Source organism: Leisingera sp. SS27 (genome assembly GCF_028368855.1).
Lineage (GTDB): Bacteria > Pseudomonadota > Alphaproteobacteria > Rhodobacterales > Rhodobacteraceae > Leisingera.
The window spans coordinates 409,455-421,164 of record NZ_JAQNCY010000002.1 but is presented as its reverse complement, the minus strand read 5'-3'; the positions used below and the strand labels follow the sequence as shown (position 1 = coordinate 421,164).

13 protein-coding genes and 1 pseudogene are annotated in these 11,710 nt (G+C 56.7%); 5 read left to right on the top strand and 9 right to left on the bottom strand.

What is annotated here, in order from left to right:
• The first annotated feature begins 96 nt into the window (after nucleotides 1–96).
• From N6L27_RS07945 to N6L27_RS07930, 4 genes and pseudogenes are all read left to right on the top strand, one after another.
• Nucleotides 97–713: pseudogene (locus N6L27_RS07945) on the top strand (tyrosine-type recombinase/integrase).
• A 428-nt stretch (nucleotides 714–1,141) separates the two neighbouring features.
• Nucleotides 1,142–1,348, top strand: a complete 207-nt coding sequence (locus N6L27_RS07940; RefSeq protein ID WP_129371830.1) for a cold-shock protein — start codon at nucleotides 1,142–1,144, stop codon at nucleotides 1,346–1,348.
• 142 nt (nucleotides 1,349–1,490) lie between these two features.
• A complete protein-coding gene (locus N6L27_RS07935) occupies nucleotides 1,491–1,721 on the top strand; it encodes a DUF982 domain-containing protein (RefSeq protein WP_271906697.1) in 231 nt (76 codons plus the stop codon).
• 122 nt (nucleotides 1,722–1,843) lie between these two features.
• Entirely contained in the window at nucleotides 1,844–2,020 is a 177-nt protein-coding gene (locus tag N6L27_RS07930; RefSeq protein WP_222482530.1) for a hypothetical protein, read from the top strand.
• A 458-nt stretch (nucleotides 2,021–2,478) separates the two neighbouring features.
• Here N6L27_RS07930 and N6L27_RS07925 read toward each other — a convergent pair whose 3' ends face one another.
• The 7 genes from N6L27_RS07925 to N6L27_RS07895 form a co-directional block, all read right to left on the bottom strand.
• Nucleotides 2,479–3,282 (bottom strand): hypothetical protein, encoded by an 804-nt coding sequence (locus N6L27_RS07925; RefSeq protein ID WP_271906696.1) that lies wholly within the window; start codon nucleotides 3,280–3,282, stop codon nucleotides 2,479–2,481.
• Between the two features lie 154 nt (nucleotides 3,283–3,436).
• Nucleotides 3,437–4,558: an alanine/ornithine racemase family PLP-dependent enzyme gene (locus tag N6L27_RS07920; RefSeq protein WP_271906695.1), complete on the bottom strand. Its 1,122-nt coding sequence runs from the start codon at nucleotides 4,556–4,558 to the stop codon at nucleotides 3,437–3,439.
• Entirely contained in the window at nucleotides 4,555–5,535 is a 981-nt protein-coding gene (locus tag N6L27_RS07915; RefSeq protein ID WP_271906694.1) for a DUF1611 domain-containing protein, read from the bottom strand. The genes N6L27_RS07920 and N6L27_RS07915 overlap by 4 nt, the downstream gene beginning before the upstream one ends.
• 311 nt (nucleotides 5,536–5,846) lie before the next feature.
• Complete coding sequence (locus N6L27_RS07910) at nucleotides 5,847–6,653, bottom strand: hypothetical protein (protein WP_271906693.1); 807 nt, start codon at nucleotides 6,651–6,653, stop codon at nucleotides 5,847–5,849.
• 37 nt (nucleotides 6,654–6,690) lie between these two features.
• Complete coding sequence (locus tag N6L27_RS07905; protein WP_271906692.1) at nucleotides 6,691–7,044, bottom strand: hypothetical protein; 354 nt, start codon at nucleotides 7,042–7,044, stop codon at nucleotides 6,691–6,693.
• Between the two features lie 33 nt (nucleotides 7,045–7,077).
• The gene (locus N6L27_RS07900; protein WP_271906691.1) at nucleotides 7,078–7,356 is read right to left on the bottom strand and encodes a hypothetical protein; all 279 of its coding nucleotides are present in this window, start codon (nucleotides 7,354–7,356) and stop codon (nucleotides 7,078–7,080) included.
• A gap of 766 nt (nucleotides 7,357–8,122) precedes the next feature.
• Nucleotides 8,123–8,857 carry a Crp/Fnr family transcriptional regulator gene (locus tag N6L27_RS07895; protein ID WP_271906690.1) on the bottom strand — a complete coding sequence of 245 codons (735 nt, stop codon included), beginning with the start codon at nucleotides 8,855–8,857 and terminating at the stop codon, nucleotides 8,123–8,125.
• Between the two features lie 153 nt (nucleotides 8,858–9,010).
• Between N6L27_RS07895 and N6L27_RS07890 the strand changes: the two genes are divergently transcribed.
• A complete protein-coding gene (locus tag N6L27_RS07890) occupies nucleotides 9,011–9,247 on the top strand; it encodes a hypothetical protein (RefSeq protein ID WP_271906689.1) in 237 nt (78 codons plus the stop codon).
• A 538-nt stretch (nucleotides 9,248–9,785) separates the two neighbouring features.
• Here N6L27_RS07890 and N6L27_RS07885 read toward each other — a convergent pair.
• On the bottom strand, nucleotides 9,786–10,148 hold the full coding sequence (locus N6L27_RS07885; RefSeq protein ID WP_271906688.1) for a hypothetical protein: 363 nt from the start codon (nucleotides 10,146–10,148) through the stop codon (nucleotides 9,786–9,788).
• Nucleotides 10,149–10,298: 150 nt separating this feature from the next.
• Nucleotides 10,299–11,702 (bottom strand): aldehyde dehydrogenase family protein, encoded by a 1,404-nt coding sequence (locus N6L27_RS07880; RefSeq protein ID WP_271906687.1) that lies wholly within the window; start codon nucleotides 11,700–11,702, stop codon nucleotides 10,299–10,301.
• Between the last annotated feature and the right edge of the window lie 8 nt (nucleotides 11,703–11,710).

Sequence of the window (11,710 nt, the reverse complement as noted above, 5' to 3'; positions counted from 1 at the left end):
CTTGGCCTTGAACTCAGGCGAATGGTTCTTCCGTTTCGACATCTCTGATCTCCTCTGCGTCGAAGATCAACAGACAGCAAATTGTAGCTTACGTCAGTGTCCGATTTTCGGGGAGTAGCTCACTGGAACAAGGGCCGGATTATCGGACAGAAACGACCATTGCTGCCAAAACAGGTCTGGGCGATCCGCGCGCGGCTCGAACTCGCAGGCAACCTGCGCGATCTTGCGCTGTTCAACGTGGCAATTGATAGCAAGCTTCGCGGATGCGATCTGGTAAAACTGGCCGTCGCCGACCTGGTGAGGGATGATCGCGTTCGCGAACGCGTATCTGTAATTCAGAGCAAAACCAAGCGGCCCGTTCAGTTTGAACTCTCTGAAAACACGCGGGATACCATTGCCGCATGGATCAAGTCACCGGAGATGCTCGGCTGCCGTTTCATGTTTCCCAGCAGGTTTCATGACCGCCTGCATATCTCAACGCGCCAATATGGCCGGCTTGTGAGGGATTGGGTGGCCGCGATTGGGCTGGAACCCAGTGGATACGGCACTCATTCGCTGCGTAGGACCAAAGCAGCGGAGATTTACCGGAAAACCGGAAACCTCAGAGCGGTTCGACTTCTGCTCGGACACACAAAAGTTGACAGCACTGTCAGATACCTTGGCGTCGAACTTGAAGATGCGGCTCAAGCATCGCTGCGCAAATCGACATTTGAACCACGTTGGCGGGCGGCCCGTGCCGTTCACCAATCCGGACGGGAACTGCGTTCACGGCGAAGTTGTGGTTCGGATCGAACCTGAAGCGGCCGTCGCCAATCATACTGGTTACTGTATGAGCACAAGGCGGGTCACAGCCATTAACGGACCTGGTGCAAAAAAACCAGCAATCTCGAAAATAGCCCGCCAGAACAATCTGCAGCGAGAGACATACTCGGCAGATCCAGCCGGCGCGCCAAGCAAGTTTGCAATGCTTTCACGTGATCTCAAAGCTAGCCTCTTGTAATCACGGATCGCATGCCCCATCTCGGTTGGGCAAAGCTTCTTCCTACGACCTTCTGTTTCCTAACGGCCCCAGTTGTTCCTATGTCGACACTGGGCCGGGCTATCGCGTTTTGCGGATGGCATTTTTTAAGGAGACGACACGATGGCCAATGGCACCGTGAAATGGTTCAACTCTCAAAAAGGTTTTGGTTTTATCGCTCCTGAGCAAGGATCGCGGGACATCTTTGTCCACATTTCTGCTCTGGAACGCGCTGGCATCCAGCAGCTTGACGATGGCCAAGCCGTGACTTTCGACATCGAAAGCGGCCGCGACGGGCGCGAGTCCGCAAGCAATCTTGCACTTGCGTAAGCCTCTGCAAGGTTGAAACCTTCAGCGGGAGCATTCTTGCAATGCTCCCGCTTGCCGCATTTGCTGTGACCAACATTCAGATGCGGTTTTCCCAAAACATACAGAAAGAACAATCTTGATAGAAATCTCCTGGGGAACCCCCATGATCATTTTTCTGCCCTCCGAGGAGCGGACACGAAAAATCTCGACAATCGAACAAGCCCATTTCTGGCTGCAGAGAGCTTGGCCTGTTTCTGATCACAATAGAGATGTTGCGCTTGAGAAAATCAATGCAGCGATGGACTGTCTCGCGCCTGTAGGCGCCGCCCGCGCAGCATTCCTCTCGGCAGTCGGCTCTGCTGGGTTTCACGCGGATTTCCCGGCCGCTGCGTAGAACACTGCAACGAACTGGCGCTGCTCTGTCCTTCTGCCCCATAGCGCACCTGACAGAAGGCCCAAACTGAACTTTCACGCAAAAATAGCCCTGCCCACAATCAGCCTCGTAGGAGTTGGATGATGACCAAGTTTAATATTGAGGAATTGAAACTAGCTGGCCTGTCCCGCAAGGAAACAGCGATGGAAAAGACCGCACGGGCTGCGCGTGAAATCCTGGAAGACGAAAACGAAATACGGCGCAGCAAAATCGAGCGCCTCCGGCGCTCCCGGCTTCAGTACAAGCGCAGTGGCCAGTGAAGTGTAGGCCGCCTGGCGCCTGAACCATACAAACTGCAGTTCATTTGGGCTGGCGTTCAGAGGCAATCACTCTGGACCTGTCGCGTTTGCGTGCGCAAGAGAACCGGCACGCCCTCATGAACTTAGCTCATTTCTTTTCTATTCTGTTGCGTCAGATCCAGCTCAACCCTGCTGACGTTCGCAAGCCCGCAGGCTGCCAAGGAGTAAAAGCAAGTAGGAGCTTGGCGACATGCCAATCCAGCATAATGAAAATTGTGGTACCCGGAGGGATTCAACGGCGGCCAGGCGAGCCGGATCTTACCGAAACAGCGGTACGCCAAGCATTTGAAGACTTGCAGCGCCGGCAGATCCGTTCGCCGAACCATTCACTCCAGAATACAGAATTGCACCGCAAGCAACGGCGCTCTCGCGGCACGTCTCTGCGTGCAGGTGTCACAAAGGTACCTTGTTCGTTTCTTTCAGTCATCACGTGAGTCCTTACCGCCTGGTATGTCCGGCGCAGGGCTGACAACTTTGCTGGCGCGATTGTCTGCCGATGGTGCCAACCCTTCGTTCTCAGCAGCTTGTATAGCAAATGCGCCTGAAGGGCCTGCCTGTTCAACACTCTGGGTAGCCTGCTCGCGATCCTGGTCCGAAACGCACTCGCCAAGGTACAAACGGCGGATTTGGGTTTCAGACACTCCGTCAGCCTGCATGACCAAGCGCACCATCGGGTCGGCGAGCATTTCTTCAAGGAAAAACTGCGACAAGTCCTTACCCGACAACTTGTCCTTGGCTTGGGCGCTCTCGAGGTCCGCCAATGAAACTGTCAGGCTGCGAGCCAGCCCTGGATGTGACGCGCGCGGGTGCAGGTGTATCAAAACAGAAGCTTTCCAGGCCTGAGGTGTCAGGTGGCCAGGAGGTGCGGACAGTTCGGTTTCAATGCCATATTCCCCAGCTGGGAGTGTCTCATCAAATCCAGGCAAGCTGAAAGGGCGGGAGAATATTGCGACGGCCTTGGTTGTCAGCTGATCCATTTTCTGGTTCTCCTTTGCTGCGGTGCTGTTCTTGCCGCTCTGGCAAAGCGGATTTGCCACGAAGACGGTATCAACGGCCTTTGAGAGTAGTCGGGGCTGGTCTTGAACATGCAAGGCAAGCGGATCTGAACCCCGCTCTGTCTTTCTCGCATTCGCACCAGCCGAACTGTTCGGAACGGCCGCGTCACCGGTGCCCAGACCAAAGCCGGAGCTCAAGCCATTGAAAGAGATGCTGCGGTCGATCAATTGCGAGCCACAGTTTTCAGCCTCTCTGTGAGGCGAAGAAAGCACCTGCAGTCACATCTGATATAGGTATTCCCGGCTCAATTTGCTACGGGACGCTCCAGGCTTGAGGCCGCTGAACGAGGTTTGGAGCTGCAGCACCAAGAGACCGCCGGTATCACAAGAGTGCCGGATGCCGTCCATTTCGTCTGGCTGCACCACTGTCTGCAGCAGATCTGCCGTCGCAAAGAACTTTTTCAACATCGGGCGCTGCCATGGTGTGCAAAAGGGCGCTGTAGTTCAAGCGCAGAGTTATCTCGCTCCCGATGCGCAGCGGGCAATTCGTGGTTTCCACGACGAGGTGATCGCTGGTCGCTCCGATGTAGGAAACCGCAGCTGGAAAGATCAGCCCGGCCGGATCTGTGTCTTGCAGCCCGATGGCCAGTATCGACCGGGTCTTCCAATGATTGCCTGGCACCAGGCTTAGCGCTGACAATGCAGGATCGGACAGCTTCAACGGTGCCAGCTTTGACTTTGCCTTGGTCTCGATCACCTCTGCCTGCAGGACGAAAGCATCCGTATGAAGCCCGCTTATCGGATTTCCGGAAACCGGATCGGTGCCGAGCAGGATAGCCTCCCCCAGGCGCAGATTGTTCACCCTTCCTGCCGGTCCCGTATCTAGCGCCCACCGCAGATTTGCGGAACTGCCTCCGGAAACCACATCAACGAAAGGACCGCATTCCGCCTCCGTAGCGTCTGCGAGTGATGAGAGTGCCGCCATATCCTCAGCGGTGGGTGCAGGGCCGGCCAGGCAGGCAAAGTTCGCACCAATACCTCTGAGCAGCACACCCGGCGTTCTGGTGACCTGAAGCGCGATGTCGGTCAGATCCTCAGGCATTATGCCTTCTCGAAAATCCCCCATTTCAACCATCAGGATGATCTCGTGATTGGCGCCTTGGCGCAGGGCAGCGGCGGCGAGGCTGGCAATGATCCCGGTTTCGGTGTTGCAGCTGGCTTCGCAGGACGAAACAATTTGCTCCACCTGGCTCAGCATGGGGGTTCGGATCATCAGGACCGGACATGTTATCCCTGCCTGGCGCAATCGCTCGACATTTGCTATCCGCGCTTCAGCCAGCCCTATTACACCGCCCGCAAGCATCGCTTTTGCAATGTCCGGGTGACCGCACACAGCTTTGGTTACACCCGTTACCGTGATCCCGCGTGGCTTCAGGCGGTCGATAAGAACGCGCGTATTCTGGCGGATTTTGCTCAGATCAATTTCCAAGCGCGGGGCAGTCATAACGCGGCCTTCCCCGGCACCGGCCGCAATTGTGGATAGGCAGACAGAACAAGTTCAGCCAGATGAGCGGGAGGGCAGCTTAGGGCATCGCTGACCGGCAGGTCCAGCTTCCGAGCTTGGTCCCTGATAGCGGCATTGATCCCCGCATCAGTCAGCCCTTCATGGTTGAGGGTTACGCCGATTACCTTTGTGTCCGAAAACGCTTCGATCAAGGCAATCTCGTCACTGGGGTCCGGCATTGCCATCTCCGGAAAGTCGCAGCGGTGCGCCCGTGCTGGCGCATGCTGAAGGATTACCGCGTCAGGCTGGCTGCCGCGCAGAATGAAGGCAGATGTGCAGAACGCCGGATGGCTGAGTGCGCCCTGGCCTTCAATCAGAATGACATCCGGCCGTTCGTTCTCGAACGCTGCAATCACAGCCCCTTCCAGCTCCCCGCAGCAGAATTGGGGCGGCATCGCGTCCATTGCGACTCCATATCTGGCGCCCTGCATCAAACCTGTTTGGCCGGTGCCAACCAGTACCGTCTTGATGCCCTGCGCATTCAGCGCCCTGGCGAGCAGGGTTGCCGTGGTTCGTTTTCCAATTGCGCAGTCAGTTCCCAAAATGGCGATGCGGATCGCCTTTACACGCGCAATACTGCCGTCGAACAGACGCATGTCCTTGCTGAGCCGGGGCTTGCGGATATCCCGGACAGTAACGTTCCAGGATTTTGCAGCAGCAATGATCTCCGGGTCTTCACTTAGGTATTCATGCAAGCCGGCTACGATGTTCATTCCCCGCGAAATCGCCTCCAGAACAACCGTTCGGTCCTCGCAAGAGAGTTTCCCGTTAGACGGTGCCATCCCGTAAATCAGTGTATCAGGGACTGTGCTTTGGTGGGCAACGGCTGCTTCAAGGCTGCCGAAAATCGGAATCCGGTTGATTTCCCCATCAAGGACTTGCCCGCTGTCACACCCGTGGTGCCGGCTGTCGATCACTGAGAGTATCCGGTAGGCCTTTGAGTGCCGCACCAGCCCGTTTGCAGTTTTTCCATCATTTTTGGCGAAGTTTCCTTCGCAGTACACTATTGCACTGGGGACAGGGAGAAAGGGCAGTTCGCCTGAGCTCCCCGGTTCCTCAGAGTGGAATGGTGAGTGCAAACGCCCATTGCTTGCATTTCGCCGTGCTGAGAGACCGGCTTTGGCTGCGAAGTCCATGATTTGTCCTTTGGATTGAAACAAGCGCTTGGCATTCACGTGCCCGCCGCAAGTTAAGACGCCGCCAAGCAGGGCAGCAGAAGGTGCAAGGCCTAGTTATTCAGAACGCAGCGGCCTCTCGTCCGCTGAAAATTCCTGTCGCACTCCCATCGGTTGCCAGACCTGTCGAGATGAGCGTTTTCGGGCAGATCTATGAGAATGCAGCGGTCGCCAGACACTGCGTAACCGCGTTCGCACTTCCACCCTGTTCTGTACGGTGCATCGTCAAAGTAGGCATTTTCAGGAACGAACACGGCTTTGCATGCTCCATCCTGTTCAAAGAACCCGCGCTCACATGTCCAAGACCGCCCATAGTTTGAGCCGTTCAGGTAGGCGTGTTCCGGCACATCGATGGCAAGGCATTTCTCTCCTTTGGCTTCATACCCTCGATTGCAACGCCAAGCTGGCCCGCTAGTGTCGTTCGTCAGATAGGAGTTTTCCGGCAGGGCAATTTTCTGGCAAATGTCGTCGATCTTCCGGTATCCGCGCAAGCAATTCCACCGCTTGCCCGAAGGGTCGAGATAACCGCCTTCTGGTACAAAGACCTTACCACAGGATGTGCCTTCGACCTCAACATACCCATGCAGGCACTCCCATCCCGTACCGTAAGGCTTGTTCGTCGGGTACGCGTTTTGCGGCACTACAATTGCAACACATGTATTGCCGGCGGGACGGTAGGACAGATTGCATTCCCACCCGTCACCGTAGCTTTTGGCATGGGCGTTTTCAGGTATCGAAGATATGCTTGGCTGCGGAAAAGCAGGTGCTGCGAACATCAGAATAAATCCGAACACAGCTGCAAAATGTCTGACCAGAGTTTTCAGGAAAGCCCAAGAGAAGTTTTTTTTGTCCGGCAGCATTGTGCTGGATAGAGAAGACACCGGTAGTTCCGCAAAATCACGAGGCATCAAGATCCAGCCCGGCAAGGCATGCCTGTGCAAGATCACGGTTTGGTTGATCTGAGCCAGGAACCGTTGCCCAGCCTGTTGCCATCACGGCATCCCGGCGCTTGTATGTGGTTGCTTCCTGGATTGTCACCAGTTTGGCGGCCCGGTCAGAATCTGTTCGGGCCAAGTTGATGCAAACCGGCACCAAAGCCGCGATCAGTTCGTCTTGGGACCTCGAACTGGCCATCGCATCTGCTTGGCCGCTTGTCACCCAGCCGCCCCAAGAGAACCCTGCGATGGTAATTGAGACTGCGCCAATCAGGGCTCCGTAAACTCCTGGCCTGAGCCATTCGGGATAAGTCATCTCTGGTCCTCCTGCGGAGAAAGCGCCGCGTCGCTATGGTTGCTGTTTTCTGTCAAATCCGCTGGCCCGGCTTTGCGCGGCTTCTAGGTCGTTCTGGGTGATCATGCGCAACTCGGTCCGGCCGGCTTGGCCGCCTCTGCCGTGGATCAGCAGATAGATTGCTGCGGTCCGGTAGGCCACGAAGCTGAGCCCCTGAGGAAGCTCCTCTTCCACGATGACTTCATACGCTCCGGCCGGAAGCTCGCCTGGATAACCCGCCAAAGAAAACGGGTGGGCATACGTCACCATCAGTCTGGACGACCGCGTGTTCATCCTGGATTTCCTTGATTGCCCGTGTGGCAGTTTCTTGCCTCTTCCGCAGCGGGACTTTCCGGGACCTTCAGGATGTAGGCCCGGCATCGCTGACTATGTCAAAAACTCTAGGACGGGCGGGGAGAGTACGCACTAATCGATGTTAGCTATCTCGGGTTTTCCTGATCTGCATGCACTAAACGTGAAAACAGTCGCCCGTGAGACCTGTGCCACCCAGCTGCCGGTTTGCGTCAGGCTGCTGCAGTTTCAATGCGCAGGCAGGCATGTTCAAATGGTCCGCTTCTTTTGCAGACGGGTGCGACGGGTCTTTGCAAAGAATCCGAACCGGAAGACTGCTAGCTAACCTGTGTCAGTACGTGCAGATCCAATCCCGGATAGGAGTACTAAACTGGCGCCACATTTTGCCGGTGTTTGATTGTTTTCGAGTGTCAAAGAAGCGCGGGGTATGTGCTGGTCCAAATCGGTTCTGCACATAGTTCGCGCTTCTTATTTCTCGAAAACCTCTGAAAGGACACAGATATGACCCCCGAAACAAGAAGACTCTCCGTCACATTGGATTCCATAAGGGCGGCCTGCGAACGAGCCCCAGCCGGACCAAAGAAAGAAGCGGCTTGGAAGCATTACAGGCTTGCGGAGAAGGCGCACAGCGATGAAAATCATACCGAAATGTACAGAGAGATCGAGGCTGCAAAACAAGTCCTCGCGTAGCCAGCCAGTTTGGAACCCATTACCTGGCTGCCCGGTTTCTTTCCGAAGGACGTGCGCTTCATTTCAGAAGCGGTCCAACCTGATCCAGATACGCCGGATCGAAATCCGCCAGTTCCATGAGCCGGTCAATATCTCCGAACTTCACGTAGCCCTCCCGGAAGGTGACCAGTTCCCGTTCCCGAAGTTGACGCAGAACACGATTTACATGGACAGCGGTCAATCCCAGAGCGTCGGCAAGATGGTACTGGGTCAAAGGGCAGGCATAGCCCTCCTTGCTTCCCAGTCCAACGAACGCCAGCCTCGCACCCAGTTCGAGCAGAAAATGTGCCATTCGCGCATCTGCATCGCGGCGACCTAGCCCGACAAGATGCTCGACAACCATCGCTTCATCCCGGGACGCTGCCCAAAGTATGGCTGCCGCCAGCCTTGGGGTGTCGGCCAATGCTCCCAGCAGGTCGCTTGCAATAACCTCAGCTGCTTCGATCTCCACAACAGGCTCGATGCTATGGTCTGAAGTGCGCAGCAAAACGCTGCGCAATCCCAGGAAATCACCCGGTATTTGAAAGTCGACAATCTGACGTGACCCCTCCGGCTGGATTTTGTAAGAGCAGGCCCAGCCTGAAGCCAGAATATAGGCAGCTTGCCCGGGCTGACCCTGATGCACGAGGTCACAACCTGCCGCAAAGGTCTTCCGCCGCTGATGCAGCTGCGTCAGCACGGCCAGCTCATCTCCTGAAAGAACGGCAAATGCCGATAACTTCCTTGCAAGCGGACTGTGTTCGATGGAGTTCATTACCCCTCCTGAGCTGGCGCGGTGGCATTGAACACCGCCGGTCCACGGGACTGCTTTGGATCAGTTCAGCCTGCTTCGTTTCCTGCAAAGGTACTGAAGATAACCTCTCTGTCAGTTTATCATGGAACGCAATGCACGAAAGGAAGGCCTAAAATGTCCGAGCGGACCGAATGTGCAGGAATGGCCGCGTTATCGATCTGCGAGGCATTGCTGCTGGCTATGAAAGATCTTCAGGTGCTGCCTGAACATGAAGTCATTGGCGTTCTTCGTGATGCGGCAGCATTTCATGAGAATGCGGATGGAACGGGAACTGATACCGAAAGGCACCACGCTGCTGCCGCTCTGATCCATCAGATCATTGCCAACGGAAACCCTGTTCGGCAGCCTTGATGGAAGCTGACGAGGCCAAATCCAAACTGGGTTCCTTCATCATCAGGAAGACAGCTCACAAAACGCTTGAGCATCAGAAGCCTAGCGGAGCCAAACACCCTATCCGCGTGAAGAAAGCCTAGTCCCGCTCCCTGCTTCTCGGTCGTGGTTGCAACGAACGGGCGGTTCGAATTCCGCGCCTCAGAGTAGCATTGAATGACCGGTCTGGCGACATCGGCTGCATCGCAGCGATGAGCGTGCCGCATCTGCAATAGAATGCTGCGTCAGCAAACACCCGGAAGGGCAACGGCGGCTCTGTCCGGCTGTGTGTGAATTCACTAGGTCCAACATCTCGCAATCGCAGCGAACGGCAAGAACGGCGGGCTGCAACGCAGCACAAGACCTCGGCTGATTGCGTCAATCCGCCGAGTTTGCAAAGGGCGCTTCCTGCGCATAGATGCCGCTCGGATAGTCCAAAAAAGCGCCTACAGCGATCGTCCGCTTTGAATGGCGGACGTTTGTGCCTTCGTAGAACTGGGTGGGCTTACCCCCTCGCGAGCTATCCGGCCTGGATGAAACAGTGTCCAAATCCTGCTCCCGCAACCACCGCCTCTTGCGAGGTATGCGCAGACACACAGCCCCCTCGCGGGGCTGTTTCAGTTTTAGCGCTAAGTTCCTGATGCACTTGTTGAAGTTTGGAAAGCTCCGCTGCAACGCGAGTGCTTTCCGACGAAGTTGCGACCGACAGATTAACCGCCAAGTCGCCGATGAGATCGATGGTCAGTTCTTCGCCCGCAATATTGGGTGTCAGAACTACCTTGTCGATCATGGCCCGGAGATGCTGTGAGGCTTCTGCCCGCCGCTCCGGGGTGTTGAGCGGCGCCATCAGGCCGGAAACCTCCTGCTTGTAGCGGGCGCTCATATTGGGGTGCCCAAAGGCCTTCTTCTCCGCGATCGCTCTGGCTGCAACGATCTTGAACTGGCTCTGAAACTCAATGAGCCCAGACCCTAGTCTCCGCTGGTAGAACGGCCGGGCGCCATTGGAGGGCCTGGCCGGACTTTGTGTGAAAGGTTAGCCGCGTGCGACGTTAATCACTTGCATTTGGGTATATTCCGCCAGCCCTTCGATTGACTGTTCGACACCGAGACCAGAACCCTTGAAACCAGCCATTGGGATATGCGGTCCGATATTCAGCTGCTGGTTCACCCAAATGGTGCCGGATTCAATACGCCCGGCGATCTCGGTGGCCTTGGCCGTATCGCCCGAATGCACGGAGCCGCCCAGCCCGTAGTCGGAGGCATTGGCGCGGGCGATCACATCATCGATGCTGTCAAAGCGGATCACCGGCAGAACCGGGCCGAACTGCTCTTCATCCACGATCTTCTGCCCATCGGTCACGTCGCGCACGATCGTGGGCGGCACGAAATAACCGGGCCCGTCTTTGGCGCTGCCGCCGGCAATGATCTGGCCGCAAGCCCGGGCATCTTCCAGGAAGACCTTAATCTTCTCAAATTGCGCCTTGTTCTGGACCGGGCCGATAGTGGTGCCCTGCTTCATGCCGTCGTCGACCACCGCTTGCCCGGCAAGCGCGGCCAGTTCAGCGCAGAATGCGTCGTAGATATCGCTGTGAACATAGGCGCGTTTCACTGCCAGGCAGACCTGGCCCGCATTCAGGAATGCACCGCCAAAAATCTTTTCTGCAGCCATTTTCACGTCTACATCGGGCAGCACGATCGCCGGATCGTTGCCGCCCATCTCCAGCGTCACCCGCTTCATGGTGTCCGCCGCGCTCGCCATGATCCGCTTGCCGGTCTCGGACGAGCCGGTAAAGCCGATCTTGGCCACATCCGGATGCGCCGTCAGCTTGGGGCCGAGGTCATTGGCGTCGGTGATGATGTTCACTAGGCCAGCTGGGAAAATCCGGGCGCAGATTTCGCCCAGCTTCAGCGCAGAAACCGGAGTCGTGGGTGCGGGCTTCAGTACAATGGCATTGCCGGCCATAATCGCCGGGCCGATCTTCCAGCAGCAGAGCAACAGGGGGAAGTTCCAAGCGATAATTCCCGCCACCACGCCCAGAGGCTTGTGCCGGGTTTCGATCCGGAACTCGGCGTCGTCCTGAATCACCCGGTCGGGCAGCTCCAGCGTGGCAGTATGAGCAAGATAGCCTTGCGACCAGGCAACTTCTCCTTGCGCCTCGGGCAGTGGCTTACCCTGCTCCATCGTGATCAGCCGTGCCAGTTCATCCGCTTCTTCGCCGATGGCGGCGGCCAGCGCCTCGACCTTGGCGCGCCGCTCCGCCATAGGAACTGCGGCCCATGTTTCCTGCGCAGTCCTGGCAGCGTCCACGGCTTCATTCATTTGCGCTTCGGAGGCATGCGGCACACGGGCAAATACTTCCTCCGTTGCCGGGTTGATCACGTCGATCATGCGCTCCGCCGAAACCTGTTCGCCGTTGATCAGCATGCGGTATTCCATTGCCGTTC